This is a genomic window from Mycobacterium farcinogenes (assembly GCF_019739075.1).
In the GTDB taxonomy this organism is placed as follows: Bacteria; Actinomycetota; Actinomycetes; order Mycobacteriales; family Mycobacteriaceae; genus Mycobacterium; species Mycobacterium senegalense.
Genome location: NZ_CP081673.1, coordinates 4534497 through 4550945, shown reverse-complemented (window position 1 = coordinate 4550945; position 16449 = coordinate 4534497). Strand labels below are relative to the sequence as shown.

The following is a 16449-nucleotide window of genomic DNA, read 5'->3' as shown; positions in this document are numbered from 1 at the left end:
CGCGCCATGGCCGAATGGACGATCGGCGCCGTCGTCGATGCGATCGCCGAGGCGGTACCCGACCGCGAGATGACGGTGTGCGGCGACCGCCGCAGCACCTTCGCTCAGGGGGCTGAACAGACCCGCCGGCTGGCGAACTTCCTGACCTCGCGCGGACTCGGCGCGCGCCGTGAGCGTTCAGAGCTCAACCGCTGGGAATGTGGGCAGGACGTGGTCGCCCTCGTCATGCACAACGACCTGTACCCCGAGATGGTGATCGGCTGCCTCAAGGCACGCACGGTCCCGGTGAACGTGAACTACTACTACTCGCCGGGTGAGGTGGCCGATCTGCTGGCTTACCTGAAGCCATGCGCGGTGATCTACCACCGATCGCTGGGGGCCAAGTTCGCCGACGTGTTGCGAGCCGAGGTTCTGATTTCCGTCGACGACGGCGAGGGTGACGAGCTTCCAGGTTCCGTGAGACTGGAAGATGCTCTGGGGCAGGGGGATAGCGATCACGGCGTGACCCCATCGCCTGACGATCTGCTGATGGTCTGCACGGGTGGCACTACGGGCCGTCCCAAGGGCGTGATGTGGCGCCAGGGCGATATCTACGTGTCGTCGATGAACGGCGCCGACCACGATCGGGTCAGCGAGATTCACGACAAAGTTGCCAACGCCGGCCCGCCGTGGTTCGCGGTGTCGCCGTTGATGCACGCCGCCGGCTTGTGGACCGCATTCTCCGGCCTGCTGTCCGGACAGACCGTGGTGCTGCACGACACCAAACCACGCTTCGACCCGCGTGCCGTGTTGGAAACCGCGCAGCGAGAGCGGATCGGGCTGATGACGATGGTGGGCGACGCCTACGCCGGACCGATCGTCGAGGAGCTCGGCCGGCGAACGTATGACCTCGCGTCGATGTTCGCGATCGGGACGGGTGGTGCGGCCACCAACCCGAAACATCAACGCGCACTGCTCGAGCACTTACCGCAGATCACCATCATCAACGGGTTCGGCTCTTCGGAAACCGGCAATATGGGATTCGGCCACACCCAGCGGGAAACCCCGACCGCCGAGACCTTCCAGCTGCGTGCCGGTGGGTTGGTGCTTGCCGACGACTACTCCCGGTTCCTGGACCCCGGTGACCCAGAGGTGGGTTGGGTGGCGCGCAACGGCCGAATTCCACTCGGCTACTTCAACGACGAGGCGGCGACGGTGAAGACCTTCCCCGAGGTGGCCGGCGAGCGTGTGGTGGTCTCGGGGGACCGCGCCTCGCTCGACGCCGACGGAACGTTGCGCCTGTTCGGCCGTGATTCGTTGGTGGTCAACACCGGTGGGGAGAAGGTGTTCGTCGAGGAGATCGAGGAAGTGCTGCGGGCACACCCGCATGTGGTGGACGCGCTCGCGGTCGGTCGGCCCAGTGAGCGGTGGGGCGAAGAAGTTGTCGCCCTTGTCTCGATCCGCGATGCTGTCGACGCACCCGCGCTCAGGGAGCACTGCGCAACCCGGCTGGCCCGATTCAAACTTCCCAAAGATGTGCTGTTCGTCGAGGAGATCCGCAGACTCGGCAACGGCAAGGCCGACTATCGCTGGGCCAAGAGCCTGGCCGCGGAACGGGCGGAGATCAAGGCATGAGTCACAAGGTAATCGACTGTCTGGCCAACGTGCACTTCGGCGAGACCGAGAACCAGCCCACCTTCATGAAGAAGGTGCGCGACGACTACTTCAAGGGCCCGACGTCGATGTATGACCCCATCGACCTGTCGGAGATGCTCGACGAGATGGACACCCACGGCGTGCAGAAGGCCATCCTGATGGACTCGCTCACCAAACCGTCCGTCACGGCGCGCAAGTTCGTCGAGGCGCATCCGGACCGCTTCGCGCTGGCGATGGGCGGGGTGAACCTGCTGCGGCCCATCCCGTCACTGCGCGAGCTCACCGCCGTCGCGGCCGACCTTCCGGTGGCCTATGCCGTTGTCGGACCGAGCTTCTGGGGCGACGGTCAGTATCCGCCCAGTGATGCGGTGTACTACCCGCTCTACACCAAATGTGCCGAACTCGAACTGCCGTTGTGTGTCAACACCGGCCTGCCCGGACCACCGATCCCGGGGGAGGTGCAGAACCCTATCCACCTCGACCGTGTCTGCGTCCGCTTCCCCGAACTGAAGCTGTGCATGATCCACGGCGCGGATCCCTGGTGGGAAATCGCGATACGCATGCTGATCAAGTACCAGAACCTGCGGTTGATGACATCAGCCTGGTCGCCGAAGCGGCTGCCGGAGTCGTTGCTGCACTTCATGCGAACTCGGGGGAAGAACAAGATCATCTTCGCTTCAGATTTCCCTGTGCTGCGGATGCAACGAGTGGTGCCCGAGGCGCTGGCACTGGACCTGCCTGCCGATGTGCTGGACAACTACCTCTACAACAATGCCGCGGAGTTCTTCCTCGGCGAGAATCGGGAGAGCTGATGGACCGCTATGAACTGCGCAGGCTGGACTACAGCCTGACCGAGGACCACGTCGACCTGCAGACCGCGTACCGGCAGTTCTTCAAGACGCACTCCGACATCGAGGCTGTGCGTGCCGCCGAGCCTTCGGGTTTCGACAAGAGTCTGTGGGAACGGTTGTGCGCCATGGGTGCCACGACGATGGCCCTGCCGGAATCCGTCGGTGGCGACGGCGCGACTCTGGTGGACCTGACCTTGGTAGCCGAGGAGCTCGGGCGCTCGCTGGCACCCGTGCCGTGGATCGACCACGTGGTGGCGGCGCGGCTGCTCCAGCGTCTCGGAGCCCTCGAATCGGAGGACGTTCTCAACGGCACCCAATTGGTGGCGATCGATCCTGCGCAGGTCGCACCGACCGGCCCCCGGCTCGTTCCGGCGGGGTCCATCGCCGACCACATCGTCGTCCGAGACGGCCAAGACGTGGTGAAGCTGACGTTCGGTACGCGGCCGGCCAAGGTGGACAACATCGGCAAGCTGCCGATGGCGTGGGTGGATCCGGGCGCCGCAGACTCCCGGACGGTCCTGGCCTCCGGTACCGAAGCTCTGGCGGAATACCAACGGGCACTCGATGAATGGCGCCTGTTGACTGCAGCGGCGCTGGTGGGTCTGGTCGAGGAGACCATGACGATTGCGGCGGAGTTCGCCAAGTCCCGCTACACCCTCGGCGTGCCGATCGGGACGCTGCAGGGGATTTCACATCCGTTGGCCAATATCGCGATCACGGTCCAGAGCGGGCGCGGCTTGGCCCGTCGCGCGGCCTGGTTCCTCGACAACGAGCCCGACGAGCGGCCGGAACTGGCGCCTTCGGCGTTCGTCTTCATGGCCGAGGAAGCGGCAAAGGCGGCCACGATGGCGGTACATGTTCAAGGTGGCCTTGGAGTGTCCGCCGAGGCGGCGGCCACCGCGTACCTGGTGCGGGCCCGCGGGTGGGCACTGGCCGGCGGTGATCCGGGGGCCACCGCCGTGCGTATCGCTCAGATTGTCAGCGCCCGCGAAAGCGCAGAGGTGTAGGGACGGATATGGATTTCTCACGAGTCGAACTGTCGGCGGAGGACGAGGCGTTCCGCACCGAGGTGCGCGAGTTCCTTGGGCGTATCGTGACCGACGACGTCATTCGCCATGACCGGGAAACCGGCGACAACTTTCACGAGGGCGTACACCTTCAGTTGGCCGCGGCGGGTTACCTTGAGAAGGAATGGAAAACTGAGGCCGACGGCGGATTTTCTCGGGTGCGTCGACGCATCTGGGAGCTGGAGAAACGTCGCGCCGAAGTGCCGTGGGTGACATGGGGTACCACGGCGATGGTGGCGCGCTCGGTGGCCAAGTTCGCTTCGGACGAGATTCGGGACGAGGTGCTGAGCGGGGTGTTCGACGGAACCGTGCGGTTGTGCCTGGGTTACACCGAACCCGAGGGCGGTTCCGACGTCGCCACTTGCAAGACGCGCGCGGTGCGCGACGGCGACCAATGGGTGATCAACGGATCGAAGATGTTCACCACGGGAGCGCACAACTGCCAGTACGTCTTCCTGATCACCAACACCGATCCGGAAGCGCCGAAACACAAGAGCCTCACCATGTTCCTGGTGCCGCTGGACTCCGACGGCATCGAGATTCAGGGCATCCGAACCGTCGACGGTGACCGCACCAACATCGTGTACTACTCCGACGTGCGGGTCGACGACAAATATCGACTCGGCGACGTCAACGGCGGCTGGACGGTGGTGCGAGAACCGCTCGACGCTGAGCATGGGGCGGTCGCAGCGGCCGACGACGGCCTGGCCGACGTAGCGATCATGATGCACCAGGCCGGATTCATGGCGGAGGCGGCCGACAACGTCGCCGCGTTGGTGGGCCGGTCCGGTGCCGTCGATGACGGCTCGGTCGCATATCGCTTGGGGCGCAGTGTGGCTCGCCTGGAAGCGTCGCTGTCCTCACCCAGCATTTTCGGACGTGTCGCGTTGGCTCAGACCATGCGTGACATCGCGCCGGACCTGATGGATATCGCGGGTTCGGTAGCAGCACTGCCGATCGGGGCCGACGGGGGAGCCGATGATCGCAGTGAGTACGTCTACCGGTTCGCGCCGTTGGTCGGCATCTACGGCGGCACGCTCGAGGTGTTCCGCAACATGATCGCTCAGCATGTGTTGGGGTTGGGCAAGCCGAACTACTCGGCGCCCAAGGCGAAGGCTTCCTAGCGCGACCAGACGCATATGTACCCAAATCCTTGGCGTGTCGGGTACATATGCGTCTGCTGGCCGGCTACGCGGGGGTATCGGCCAGCTGTTTGTTCAGCTGGTCACCCTCGATGTCGAGGTTGGGTAGGAAGCGTTCCAGCCGCTTGGGCAGCCACCAGGCCTTCTCGCCGAGCATCGACATCACGGCGGGCACGATGGCCATCCGCACCACGAATGCATCGATGAGAACACCGAACGCCAGCGCGAAACCGATCTGCTTGATCATGGGGTCGCCGTTGAACACGAACCCGGCGAACACCGACATCATGATCACCGCGGCGGCCACCACGACCCGGCTGGCCTGGGTGAACCCGTGGGTCACCGCGTCATCGCCGCGGTGCCCGTGCACATGGGCTTCCTTCATCGATGACACCAGGAACACCTGGTAGTCCATCGCGAGCCCGTAGAGCACTCCGATCACGATGATCGGCAGCAGGCTCAGGATCGGTCCCGTAGCGCTCAAGCCGAACAGCTGCTGGAACCAACCCCATTGGAACAAAGCGGTGGCGGCCCCGAACGTGGCCAGCACGCTCAGCAGGAATCCGACGGTGGCCTTGACGGGTATCGCGATCGACCGGAACACCACCAGCAGCACCAGCAGTGACAAGCCGACGACCACGCCGATGTAGAGCGGTACGGCCTGGGCGAGGCGATCGGTGGTGTCGACACCCATCGCGGTGATACCGGTGACTCCGAGGTCGACGTCGTGCAGTTCGGTCAACGGGCCGGCGTGCGCGCGGATGTCGCGGACCAGCTGGGCGGTCGCATCATCGGTCGGGCCGGTGCTGGGCACCACCGAGAAAAGCGCGAATTCCTCGTTGTCGCTGACCTTTTGCAGGCTGACCGATTCGACGCTACCGAGGCGGCGCAAGTCGTTGTTGGTGTCCACGAGGTCGGCGGTCGTGAGCTTGCCGGTACCTGCCGCCGGTTCGGCCACGACGACCAGAGGTCCGTTGTACCCCTCGCCGTAGTGAGTGGAGACGAGGTCATAGCTTTCGCGCTGCGGGGTGCCCTGGTTGTAGCTGGAACCGGAGGGCAGACCCATCGTCATGTTCAGGGCCGGCAGGGCGAGCAGCGCGGCGACCACCACACCGCCGATCGCGACGGGTACCCGGTGCCGCAGCACCGCACCGACCCACGCGGTCGCGAAACGGTGATTGGTGCCCTTCTCGGTGGACTGCGTGCGCCGGGTCTTGTCCGAGCAGATGCGCTCGCCGACCAGACCGAGCAGAGCGGGCAGCAGCGTGAGCGCGGCGATCACGGCGACGACCACTGTGGCCGCGGCGGCCAACGCCATCGGAGTGAGCAATGAGATGCCGACCACGGTCAGTGCCACCAGCGCGATCACCACGGTCGTGCCGGCGAATATGACTGCACTACCGGCAGTTCCGAGTGCCCGGCCAGCGGCCTCGCCGGCGCTCAGGCCCTGGTCGATGATCAGCCGCCGCTGGCGGTTGACGATGAACATTGCATAGTCGATACCGACGGCGAGGCCCAGCATCAGTGCCAGCACCGCTGTCATCGACTGAATGTTGACCAGGTGCGAGAAGAGGAATGTTCCGCCGACACCGACGGCGACCGAACTCAGTGCGGTTGCCAGCGGCAGGCCGGCGGCCACCAGTGAGCCCAGGGTGACGATCAGGACCAGGGCCGCGACAGCCAGGCCGATGACTTCACCGGCACCGACGATGTCGGGCATCTCGACCATGCTCGCCGAGGGCAGCACGTTGATTCCCGTACCTGCGACCGCGTCGCGCGCAGCGGTCACCGTGTGCTCGACTGTGCCCGAGGGCAGTTCCGCGGTCTGCTTGTCGAATTGGAACTGGTAGAGCGCGGCAACGCCGTCGGCGGAGACCAGCACGCCGGGCACGGGCTGACCGTTGATCACCATCGGGTGCGGGACATTGGGCCCGGCATCGGTCGGCACCGCCGATCGGGCGATGGCGGCCGAAGCGGTCAGTGTAGGGCTGGCAGGTCCTTTGGCGAGCTCGGCCTGGGCGAGTGCCCGGGGGTCGAGCACGTGCTCGGATCGCGAAACGGCCTCGACCGCACGCACGACGGCGGCACTGTTGGCGCCGTCGTCGATGCGCTGTCCGGCCGGGACGGCAAAGGCGATGAGGCCCTGCCCGCCCGAGGACTCGGGCATGCGCTGTGCCAGGTCGTCGATGACCTCCTGCGCAGGCGTGCCGTTGATGCGCATCTCGTTGGAGATCTTCGGCGGATTGGTCACGAGAAGTCCCGCCACGACGGCGATCAGGGCAAGCCAGCCGCCGATCACGAGCCATGGACGGCCGAACGCAAAGCGCCCCAGCCGGTACAGATAGGTGGACATATAAGTGAGAGTAGGCTCTCAATGTGGGAGTAAGCTATCGTTTGTTGCCAACCCCATCCTCGGTGCACGAACATGACCTGCGCCACGTCCCCCGGAACGGATATGCCTGCTCGTACCAGCCGCCGTCGCACCGACGCCTATGCCAATGAGAGCCGTATCCTCGCGGCTGCCCGCGAGGTCTTCGCCGAGCACGGCGCGGCCGCGACCCTGACACAGATCGCCGCGCATGCCGGCGTCGGCAATGCGACGCTGTACCGCCACTTCCCGAACCGGCAGGCGCTGGCGGCGGCCGTGTACGAGGATGCGTTCGCCACCGAGGTCGAACCAGTGATCCTGGCGCTGATCGACAGCGATGCCCCGCGGGAGGCGTTCATCGACGTGATTGAGCGGCTGGCCGAACTCATGTACCTGCAACGTCCGCTACTGCCGTCGCTGGATCATCTCACCGAGCTGACCTCGAAGCTGTTCAATCGCAAGCGCGAATTGCTCGAGACGCTCGTGACACAGGGCCAGGCGGCCGGGGACCTGCGCGCCGACCTCACCGTCGACGATGTGCCGACGTTCGTCGCGATGGTGACGGCGGCCTCGGTGGCGCTCGACCAGCCGCCGCAATTGCGCCGGCGGTACCTGAGCCTGATGCTCGACGCCCTCAACCCGGCAGACGCGCAACCGCTTCCGCCGCTGCCCGCTCGGTCGGGTTAGGCGCTGGTCAAGGCCGGCGGTTTGACGGCCTCCGGGTCGGGGTTGGCGATGGGCAGGCCCATGAACCGGCGGGCGTTGTCGCCCATGAAGTCATAGGTGCGGCGGATGTCCATGCCTTCGGCGTACTTCCAGAACCCCTTCGGTTCGGCCAGCCCCTCGGGGTGCGGGTAATCCGAGCCGAACAGCACCTTGTCCCAACCGACCGTTTCCACCACATCGGACACGCAGCCCTCCCAGAACGGGCTGACCCAGATGTTGCGCCGGAAGACGTCGTGCGGATGTTCGGGGAAGTTCTGCGGCATCTTCTTGTACAGGTCGGCGAAATCGTGGAACAGCGGGAAGATCCAACTGCTGCCGTTCTCGACACTGGCGATGCGCAGCTTGGGGAACCGCGTCAGGGTGCCGTGGCAGATCAGCGCGGTCAGCATGTCGGCGATCTCGCGGTGGCCCAGCACCATCCAGCGAAACGCGCTCTGCGCCATGAAGTTCTGGGTATAAGGCGGTTCCCACTTGTTGACGTACTCATCGAGCGGGGGATAGCTGGCGTGCAACACGATGGGCAGGCCTGCGGCCTCGACGTCACGCCAGAACGGGTCGAACTCGGGCAGGGCGGGGGAGCGCCAGCCGTGCAGGCCATTGACCGGTCCGGGTTTGACCAGCGCCACTTTGGCGCCGTGATCGAGAATCCATTCCAGTTCACGTTGCGCCGCATCGACTTCGGACAAATTGATGATCGGCGTCGAGAACACGCGGTCGGCGTAGTTGAAGCTCCAGTGCTCCAGGATCCACTCGTTGAGAGCGTGGACGATCGCCAGGGTCAGCTGGGGGTCGTCGGCACTGGAGTGCTCGACGAGGCTACCCAGGGTCGGGTAGTTCAGGGCCTCGACCACGCCCTGGCGATCCAGCTCCTTGACTCGGTCTTCCGGGTTGCGAGTGGCCGCGGGCGCATCGATGGCCTTGCCCTGCATCTCGCGCAGGGTCAGGCCTTCGGTGTTCTCGCCGGCGAAGAACTTCTCGTGCGCGCCAGGGGCGGCGACGCGCTCGAACGTTGGGTTCGGGATGAAGTCGGTGACGCGGTTGTTGATCACCACCCGGGTCTGCCGGCCGATCTGGGCATACTGCACCGCACGGCTGTACTTCTCGGGGAGAAACTTCGTCAGCGCCTCACCTGTCTCGTACATGTGCTGGTCGGCGTCGAAAATCGGTGCATCCCTGAACTGTTCGACGGAATGTTCAGTCACGGTAGTGGTTCCTTTTCTCCCGCGAGCAGTCGCAAATGTCCCTGCACGCCCGGCGTGTCGGGTACATATGCGTCTGCTCGGCCATGAAAGTCAGAGCGTCAGGACGGTGGCGCCGGCGGTCCCTGGGGCACCGTAGAGCTGGGCGAAACCGACGCGCGGGTTGCCCGGCACCTGGCGGTCACCGGCCTCGCCACGGAGTTGACGCACCAATTCGTGGATTTGGCGTAGGCCCGAGGCGCCGATCGGCTCACCGTTGGCGATCAGGCCGCCGTCGGTGTTGATCGGCAGTGACCCGCCGATCTCGGTGGCGCCGTCGGCCAACAGCTTCTCCTGGTCGCCATCGGCGCAGAACCCGCATTCGGCCATATGGATGATCTCGGCGCCGGCGTCGGTGTCCTGCAGCTGCACGACGTCTACGTCTTCGGGTGCCACCCCGGCCTTTTCGAACGCGGCGCGGGCGGCGTACACCGTCGGTGCCACATCCTCTTCCACCGGCGCGCAGGTGGTGTTGACCTCATAGGCCCCGTACCTACGGGTCCGGACCTCGACGGCCCTCAGGTACACCGGTTTGTCCGTGTATCGGTGGGCGATGTCTGCTCGGCACATCACCACCGCCGCCGCGCCCTCGTCCGGGGCACAGAACATGTACTGGGTCAACGGATAGTTCAGCATGGTCGAGTTGAGGATGTCGTCTTCGCTGATCGGCTTGCGCCGGAAGGCGTTCGGATTCAGCGCTCCGTTGCGGAAGTTCTTGTTGGCCACCTTGGCCAGGGTGCGCTGCGAGATGTTGTGCTCGTGCAGGTAGCGGTTGGCCTTCATCCCGAAGAATTGAGTGGTGAGGTACTGGCCGTTCTCGGCGTACCAGCTGGGCATCCCGACCAGCGACGGGTCTTCGGTGAACGCGCCGCGCGGGTGCTTGTCCAGGCCGATCGCGATGCCGATGTCGTAGTCGCCGAGCCGGATTCCGTCGGCGCAGGCCTTGGTGGCGCTCGCGGCGGTGGCGCACGCGTTGAACACGTTGGTGAACGGGATACCGGTCAGCCCGACCATCCCGACGATCGCGTCGGGGTTGGCCACGGTCCAGCTGCCTCCCGTCGCAGCTTGGATGTCGCGCCACTCTATTCCGGCGTCGGCGACCGCGGCGAAGATTGCGTCCACGCCCATGGCCATCGCGGACTTTCCTTCGAAGCGGCCGAACGGGTGCAGGCCGACGCCGATGATGGCTACATCGTTGGTCATGTTGTTGCCTCTCTACACCGGCTGGAAGGCGAAGGTGACGATTTCGACGGGGTTGTCGGGGTCGTCTTCGTCGGTGGTGAACGGGATCATGGTGAGTTCGACGTCCATGCCGAATTGCAGTTTCGTCGGGTCGTTTTCGGTGAGGCGGCCTTCGACGCGGATCACCGGCCCGTTCTCGTCGCGGAGTTCGACCAGGCCGACGCCGAAGGGGACGAAGTTCTTGCCGGTGGGGCCTTTGTAGGGGGCGCCGGGTGGGAAGCCCTGGGTGGTCCAGGCGACGACGGTACCGCGGCGGGGCAGCCGTATTTCAGAGGTATTGCCGCCGGAGCACTTGGGGCAACGGGCCTGGGCGGGGAAAGTGGTGGCTGCGCAGTCGGTGCACCGGCTGCCGATCAGCTGGGGTTCGGCGTCGGGCCAGGTCGAGATCTCTGGCGCGAGGGCCTTCTGCATGCGTCCGATTCCTCCGTGTTCGGCCAAAATGTCTAGCAACTGTAACTCTTACAGTAACGTAGTCCAAGTGATCGAGCACGAGGCCGAGTCCAAGGTGACGTTCTGCCGGATCTGCGAGCCGCTGTGCGGCATGGTCGCCACGGTGGAGGACGGAACGCTCACCGCCTTGCGCCCGGACAAGGACCATCCGCTGTCGGCCGGTTTCGCCTGCCAGAAAGGCATCGCGTTCACCGAGGTGGTCAATGACCCCGATCGCGTTACGACGCCGCTGAAGCGCGTGGGGGACGGTTTCGAACCCGTCGGCTGGGATGCGGCGCTCGACGACATTGCGGCCAGGCTCACCGAGATTCACCGCAGCCACGGATCGGGCGCGTTCGCGTGGTACATGGGCAACCCGGCGGCCTTCAGCTATTCGCACCTGTTCGCGGCGATGGCCTTCGCCAAGGGCGTCGGCGGCGAAAGCCATTTCTTCAGCTCATCGACTCAGGACACCAGTAGCCGGCTGCTGGCCAACCAGTTCCTTTACGGCGCTCCGTTCCCCGTGCCCATCCCAGACGTGATGCGTACTGATCTACTCGTCATGTTCGGTGCGAATCCGGTGGTGTCCCATGGCAGCTTCCTGACGGCCCCGCGGATCAAGGACCGCATGCACGACATCGTCAAGCGGGGCGGGCGGGTCATCGTCGTCGACCCGCGACGCAGCGAGACGGCCGCCCAGTTCGAATGGCTCGGGATCGTCCCGGATGCAGATTCATACCTGTTGCTGTCGATCCTGCAGGTGCTCTTCGCAGAAGGGCTCGTCAGTGTCAGGGCCCGGGCCCAGGCCGATGGGCTGGAATGGCTGGACGCGCAATCGGCGAGGTTCAGCCCGGAGGCCACACAGAGGCACACCGGTATCGATCCTGACACCGTGCGCGCGCTGGCACGCGATCTCGCGGCCACCGAACGGGCTGCCGTGTATGGCCGGCTGGGGACCTGCGTCGGGCGCAACGGCACGTTGACCACCTACCTGCTCGACGCCGTCAACCTCGTCGCGGGCAATCTGGACACCCCGGGCGGCAGTGTGTTCAGCACGCTCGGCATCCCCGGCCAGAAGTGGGGAACGCGCGCAATGGGAGCCTCCCTGCGCCGCAGCTACCGAAACAAGCGGACGCGGGTCGGTGATCTCCCGTTGGTGATCGGGGCGGAGCCCGCCGCATTCATGGCCAAGGAGATCACGACGCCGGGCCGGCGGCAGGTCAAGGCGATGTTCATCGGTGCCGGTAATCCGGTGCTGTCGGTTCCCAACGGCCCGGAATTGGAAGACGCGATGGAATCGACCGATCTGTCGGTCGGCCTGGACCTCTACGTCAACGAGACCACTGCGCACTGCGACTACGTGTTGCCAGTGACGACGATGTACGAACGCGATGATTTCGCCGTCACCTTCCAGATGTTCCAGGCCACGCCGTTCCGGCAGGCCACCGACGCGGTGGTGGCGCCGCGGGGCCAGGCCCGCACCGAGTGGGACATCGTTGTCGATCTGATCGGCCGAATGAAGGTGCGCACAACGGTTTTCGCAGCGCTTCGGCTGGCGGCCAGGCGGGCCGCGCGGCGCGGCAACCGGCTCAGTCCGCGGCCGATGATCGACATGATGATCCGGATGGCCGACGGCGGTGACCGCTTCGGGCTGCGCCGGGGCGGGCTGACGTTCCGTCGGCTGGCTGAGCAGCATCCGCACGGTGTCGTGGTGGCGCCGCACATCCGCACGGGTGTGCTGGGCGAGGTCGTGGTGTATCCGAAGGGGCGGGTTCGGCTGGAGCATGACGACATCGCTTCCGAGATCGCCGCGCTGTCCCGACGCGCCGAGCCAGACGGGTATCCGCTGCGGATGATCGGCATGCGGGAACCGCGCTCAGAGAACTCCTGGCTGCACAATTCACCGTTGCTCATGCGCGGCAAGAGGATTCACCGTGCGCTGATGCATACCCAGGATGCCGCGACGCGTCACCTCGCTGATGGTGACGCGGTGCGCGTACGGTCGCCGTACGGCCAGATCGACATTGCACTGTCGCTCACCGACGACATCATGCGCGGGACGGTTGCGATACCTCATGGGTGGGGGCACAACGGAAGTGGGCGCTGGCGGATCGCCAATCAGGCGGGCGGGGCCAACGTCAACCAGTTGATGTCGAGTGAGCCCGCCGACGTCGAGGCGCTGGCCGGCATGTCCTGGCTGACCGGAGTGCCGGTACAGGTCGAACCGTGCTGACTTACTTACTGTAAGTGTTACAGTTGTCGGCGTGAGCGAAGTCGTTGATGAGGCCGTCACCAGTGTGGACATCGGTCGGCGGGCCGCCGGCCGGGCCGAGAAGCGCATGCTTGTCGACGGTGAATTGGTCACCGCGGCCTCCGGTGCCGAATTCGACAACCTGAGCCCGGCCACCGGCCTCGTCCTCGGTACCACCGCGGCGGCCGGTGCGCAGGACATGGATGCCGCGATCGGCGCTGCCCGACGCGCGTTCGACGAATCCGACTGGAGCACCAACCGGGGATTGCGGCAGCGAGTGCTGGCCCAGTTGCAGGAGGCGATCGAGTCCGAAAAAGACTACTTGCGTGAGGAATTGATCGCCGAGGTGGGTTGCCCGGTGATGACGACGGAGAATGCCCAGCTGGACTGGCCGCTGGCCGATGCGTTGCGGTATCCGGCCAGGCTGATCGACGAATTCGAATGGGAACGGACCCTCGACGGCGGCGGCCTGTTCGGTGAGCGCAACGCCCGCACGGTGGTCAAGGAAGCCGTAGGGGTGGTCGCCGCGATCACCCCGTCGAACTTTCCGATCGAGGTGATCCTCAACAAGCTCGGGCCGGCGTTGGCCGCAGGCAATACCGTGGTGCTCAAACCGGATCCGAACACGCCGTGGAATGCGACCCGCCTGGGACGCTTGATCGCGGAGCGCACCGATATGCCGCCGGGTGTCGTCAACATCGTGCCGACGCCTTCCAACGAGGTGGCCGGACAGTTGGGCACCGATCCGCGCGTCGATATGGTGTCGTTCACCGGGTCGACGGCCGTCGGTAGGCATCTGATGCGGGTAGGCGCCGACACCATGAAGCGCACCTTCCTCGAACTCGGGGGCAAGTCGGCCATGATCGTGCTGGATGATGCCAAGCCCGGCCACGTCATCCCCGGTGCCGTCGGGGCATGCGTGCACGCCGGGCAGGCCTGTGCCGCCAACACCCGGATGCTGGTGCACCGCAGCCTGTTCGACGAGGCCGTCGCCAATGTGACGATGGCGTTCGGTGCCGTGCCGGTAGGTGATCCCGCGTCGCCCACAACCCTGGTCGGCCCGCTGATCAGTGCCGCGCAGAAGCAACGCGTGCTCGACGCCATCGACGGCGCTCGTGGCGACGGCGCTGACATCGTGGTCGGCGGCAAGGTGCCCGAGGGGCTGCCCGCGCATCTGGTCGACGGTCACTTCGTCGCGCCGACCGTCATCGTCGGCGCAGACTCCGGATCCGCCATTGCCCAGGACGAGGTGTTCGGGCCGGTGTTGGTGATGCTGCCGTTCGACGACGACGATGAGGCGGTGCGCATCGCCAACGACAGTGCGTTCGGCTTGGCCGGGGCGGTGATATCGGCATCATCCGAGCGCGCGATGGGCATCGCGCGCCGGATCCGCACCGGAGCGATCGGGGTCAACGGCGGCATGTACTACGGCGCCGACGCCCCGTTCGGCGGCTATAAGAGCAGCGGCGTCGGAAGACAGTGCGGCATAGAGGGGTTCGCCCAGTACACCGAGACCAAGACCATCGGCTGGCGCCTGCCGCGGCAATAATCTTCCGCGGAGGAAGGCTACCCGCGGACAGCCGCGAAGGACGCGGCGCGATCGAGGATACTGTCGAGGATGTGGTCGAAGTTGCCGTCGTCGGCCATGCCGATGCGATAGCCGCGCCCCGGGATCGAGGCGATCAGCGGCATCGCCTCGGCGTCGATCACTTGCTCCCAGTACTCACGGGGGAACTGCCCTTCGATGCTGCGGCTCTGCAAGCGTTGCAGCACAGCGGAACTGCGGACGAGCACCGAGATGGCCGTGTAAGTGTCGAACGCTTGCTTGGCGGTGAGCCCGGCCGCCACCAGTGCGGCGACCGGTTGCTCGATCTTCTCCAGTGCCGTGCGTGACGCCGGTACGCCCCGGGTGCCCCGGATGAGGATGAGATCGCACATGATCGGATTCGAGTTGAACATCGCGCGCATGCGGTGGGCGTGGGCGCGCAGCGATTCGCGCCAGGTCCCGGCGTCGATGGACAGCACACTGAGGTCGTAATCGAGCAGGACGCGCTCGGTCATCGCGTCGAGTAGCTGATCCTTGCGTCGGAAATACCAATAGATGCTGGTGACGCCGACATCGAGATGGCGGGCCAGCTGGGGCATGCTGAGGTTGTCGATCGACACCTCGTCGGCGATCTCGAATGCCCCGCGCAGGATTTCGTCGACGCTGATCGACCCGCGTTCGCGGCGCCGGCGACCGTTGGTGTGCGCGGGACTGGCCATGGCTTCGTCCTTCAGCGGATCGGGTCGAACGTGACGGGAATGGCGGTGGGGGAGCGGAACGGTTGACCGAAGATGTGCGGGTCGTCGTCGGTGACCAGCACGAGGTTGCGTACCCGACTGAGCAGGCTCTCCACGGCTACCCGCGTCTCCATCCGGGCCAGGTGCAAGCCCATGCAGGTGTGCTCGCCTGCGGCAAACGTGATGTGCGGTAGCCGCTTCCGGAAGATGTCGAACTCCTCTGCCCGCTCCCAGCGGTTCTCGTCGCGGTTGGCCGAGCCGATGCAGACGTCGATCACCGCACCGGCCGGCAGTGCGACGCCGTCGAGTTCGGTGTCTCGAGTGGCCGAGCGCTGCACGGTGGTGAGCGGTGTTTCGTAACGCAGTCCCTCTTCGATGGCCTGGCCGATGAGTTCATGGTCGGCCTGAACCGCGGCGAACTGTTCGGGGTGGGTGAGTAACAGGTACAGCAGATTGCCCGAGGAGCGATAGGTCGTCTCCAGACCGGCGGGCAAGAGCAACCGCAGGAACGAGTAGATGGCCTCGTCGGTCAGCTTCTCGCCGTCGATCTCCGCGGTGACGAGGTCGCCGATGATGTCGTCGGTCGGCTTGGAGCGGCGCAGATCGATCTGCGTGAGGAAGTAGTCCTTGAGTGCGGCAGACGCTTCGAAGGCGCGCTTGTACTTGACGGTGTAGCTGATCAGCTCTACCGCGCGCTGCCGGAACCAGGGCAGGTCTTCCTCGGGCAGGCCGAGCAGCTTGGAGATCACCCGGGTGGGGAACTCGAACGTGAAGTCGTGCACGAGATCGGCGGTGCCGGCTTCGACGAACTCGTCGACGAGCGCCTCACAGATCGGGCGGACGATCTCGGGTTCCCAGCGCTGCAGCGATCGTGACTTGAAGGCAGCCGAGACCAGATTGCGGTGATCGCGGTGGGTTTTGCCTTCCATGGCCAGGATGGTCGGACCGATGAACAGCCCAATCGTGTGGTCATAGATCTTTGAGTTGAAGGCCTTGCCGTCCCGGAACACGGTGTTGACGGCGTCGAACGACACCGCGGCGTATTGGTGTTGCGGCAGTAGCGATTCCGGTGTCTTGGACCAGTCCATCACCGAGCCGCGGAAGACACCGTGCTCGGCGCGGTGCCGAGCGAAGATCGGATACGGATCGCGCAGCAGGGTCGCCGTGTCGACAACGGTGTCGTCGACGGGCAGTTCCTGAACTTCACTCTCCACTGC

Annotated in this window: 13 protein-coding genes; 7 read left to right on the top strand and 6 right to left on the bottom strand. The window is 65.5% G+C overall.

Annotation, left to right across the window (positions count from 1 at the left end):
- The first annotated feature begins 6 nt into the window (after nt 1–6).
- Genes K6L26_RS21615 through K6L26_RS21600 form a run of 4 tightly spaced genes read left to right on the top strand, consistent with a single transcriptional unit; the run spans nt 7 to nt 4677 of the window.
- Nucleotides 7–1614 (top strand): acyl-CoA synthetase, encoded by a 1608-nt coding sequence (locus K6L26_RS21615; RefSeq protein WP_064899942.1) that lies wholly within the window; start codon nt 7–9, stop codon nt 1612–1614.
- Complete coding sequence (locus K6L26_RS21610; protein WP_064899944.1) at nt 1611–2447, top strand: amidohydrolase family protein; 837 nt, start codon at nt 1611–1613, stop codon at nt 2445–2447. Before K6L26_RS21615 ends, K6L26_RS21610 begins: the two co-directional genes overlap by 4 nt.
- Nucleotides 2447–3493, top strand: a complete 1047-nt coding sequence (locus tag K6L26_RS21605; RefSeq protein WP_064899946.1) for an acyl-CoA dehydrogenase family protein — start codon at nt 2447–2449, stop codon at nt 3491–3493. Before K6L26_RS21610 ends, K6L26_RS21605 begins: the two co-directional genes overlap by 1 nt.
- Nucleotides 3494–3501: 8 nt before the next feature.
- The gene (locus K6L26_RS21600) at nt 3502–4677 is read left to right on the top strand and encodes an acyl-CoA dehydrogenase family protein (RefSeq protein ID WP_064899948.1); all 1176 of its coding nucleotides are present in this window, start codon (nt 3502–3504) and stop codon (nt 4675–4677) included.
- A gap of 64 nt (nt 4678–4741) precedes the next feature.
- On the opposite strand, the gene K6L26_RS21595 is transcribed toward K6L26_RS21600, so the two are convergent.
- The gene (locus tag K6L26_RS21595; RefSeq protein ID WP_064899950.1) at nt 4742–7048 is read right to left on the bottom strand and encodes an MMPL family transporter; all 2307 of its coding nucleotides are present in this window, start codon (nt 7046–7048) and stop codon (nt 4742–4744) included.
- Between the two features lie 102 nt (nt 7049–7150).
- Between K6L26_RS21595 and K6L26_RS21590 the strand changes: the two genes are divergently transcribed.
- Complete coding sequence (locus K6L26_RS21590; RefSeq protein WP_064899952.1) at nt 7151–7750, top strand: TetR family transcriptional regulator; 600 nt, start codon at nt 7151–7153, stop codon at nt 7748–7750.
- Here K6L26_RS21590 and K6L26_RS21585 read toward each other — a convergent pair.
- From K6L26_RS21585 to K6L26_RS21575, 3 genes are all read right to left on the bottom strand, one after another.
- Entirely contained in the window at nt 7747–8931 is a 1185-nt protein-coding gene (locus K6L26_RS21585) for an amidohydrolase family protein (RefSeq protein ID WP_064900055.1), read from the bottom strand. The two genes, K6L26_RS21590 and K6L26_RS21585, sit on opposite strands and share 4 nt — an antisense overlap.
- A 150-nt stretch (nt 8932–9081) precedes the next feature.
- Nucleotides 9082–10230: a thiolase family protein gene (locus K6L26_RS21580; RefSeq protein WP_047039097.1), complete on the bottom strand. Its 1149-nt coding sequence runs from the start codon at nt 10228–10230 to the stop codon at nt 9082–9084.
- Nucleotides 10231–10242: 12 nt separating this feature from the next.
- Entirely contained in the window at nt 10243–10680 is a 438-nt protein-coding gene (locus K6L26_RS21575) for a Zn-ribbon domain-containing OB-fold protein (RefSeq protein WP_047039100.1), read from the bottom strand.
- A 28-nt stretch (nt 10681–10708) separates the two neighbouring features.
- Between K6L26_RS21575 and K6L26_RS21570 the strand changes: the two genes are divergently transcribed.
- Together K6L26_RS21570 and K6L26_RS21565 are read left to right on the top strand one after the other, a co-directional pair.
- The gene (locus tag K6L26_RS21570; protein WP_064899954.1) at nt 10709–12931 is read left to right on the top strand and encodes a molybdopterin-containing oxidoreductase family protein; all 2223 of its coding nucleotides are present in this window, start codon (nt 10709–10711) and stop codon (nt 12929–12931) included.
- A 31-nt stretch (nt 12932–12962) separates the two neighbouring features.
- Nucleotides 12963–14498, top strand: coding sequence for an aldehyde dehydrogenase family protein (locus tag K6L26_RS21565; RefSeq protein WP_064899956.1), 1536 nt, complete (start codon nt 12963–12965; stop codon nt 14496–14498).
- Nucleotides 14499–14515: 17 nt separating this feature from the next.
- On the opposite strand, the gene K6L26_RS21560 is transcribed toward K6L26_RS21565, so the two are convergent.
- Together K6L26_RS21560 and K6L26_RS21555 are read right to left on the bottom strand one after the other, a co-directional pair.
- Entirely contained in the window at nt 14516–15214 is a 699-nt protein-coding gene (locus tag K6L26_RS21560; protein WP_064899958.1) for a TetR/AcrR family transcriptional regulator, read from the bottom strand.
- An 11-nt stretch (nt 15215–15225) separates the two neighbouring features.
- Nucleotides 15226–16446, bottom strand: a complete 1221-nt coding sequence (locus tag K6L26_RS21555; RefSeq protein WP_064899960.1) for a cytochrome P450 — start codon at nt 16444–16446, stop codon at nt 15226–15228.
- Nucleotides 16447–16449: the final 3 nt, after the last annotated feature.

What these genes read in the sequence shown, in the direction of transcription:
- K6L26_RS21615 (WP_064899942.1), top strand. Translation starts at nt 7, where the DNA reads ATGGCCGAATGGACGATCGGCGCCGTCGTCGATGCGATCGCCGAGGCG.
- K6L26_RS21610 (WP_064899944.1), top strand. Translation starts at nt 1,611, where the DNA reads ATGAGTCACAAGGTAATCGACTGTCTGGCCAACGTGCACTTCGGCGAG.
- K6L26_RS21605 (WP_064899946.1), top strand. Translation starts at nt 2,447, where the DNA reads ATGGACCGCTATGAACTGCGCAGGCTGGACTACAGCCTGACCGAGGAC.
- K6L26_RS21600 (WP_064899948.1), top strand. Translation starts at nt 3,502, where the DNA reads ATGGATTTCTCACGAGTCGAACTGTCGGCGGAGGACGAGGCGTTCCGC.
- K6L26_RS21595 (WP_064899950.1), bottom strand. Translation starts at nt 7,048, where the DNA reads ATGTCCACCTATCTGTACCGGCTGGGGCGCTTTGCGTTCGGCCGTCCA.
- K6L26_RS21590 (WP_064899952.1), top strand. Translation starts at nt 7,151, where the DNA reads ATGCCTGCTCGTACCAGCCGCCGTCGCACCGACGCCTATGCCAATGAG.
- K6L26_RS21585 (WP_064900055.1), bottom strand. Translation starts at nt 8,931, where the DNA reads ATGTACGAGACAGGTGAGGCGCTGACGAAGTTTCTCCCCGAGAAGTAC.
- K6L26_RS21580 (WP_047039097.1), bottom strand. Translation starts at nt 10,230, where the DNA reads ATGACCAACGATGTAGCCATCATCGGCGTCGGCCTGCACCCGTTCGGC.
- K6L26_RS21575 (WP_047039100.1), bottom strand. Translation starts at nt 10,680, where the DNA reads ATGCAGAAGGCCCTCGCGCCAGAGATCTCGACCTGGCCCGACGCCGAA.
- K6L26_RS21570 (WP_064899954.1), top strand. Translation starts at nt 10,709, where the DNA reads ATGTCTAGCAACTGTAACTCTTACAGTAACGTAGTCCAAGTGATCGAG.
- K6L26_RS21560 (WP_064899958.1), bottom strand. Translation starts at nt 15,214, where the DNA reads ATGGCCAGTCCCGCGCACACCAACGGTCGCCGGCGCCGCGAACGCGGG.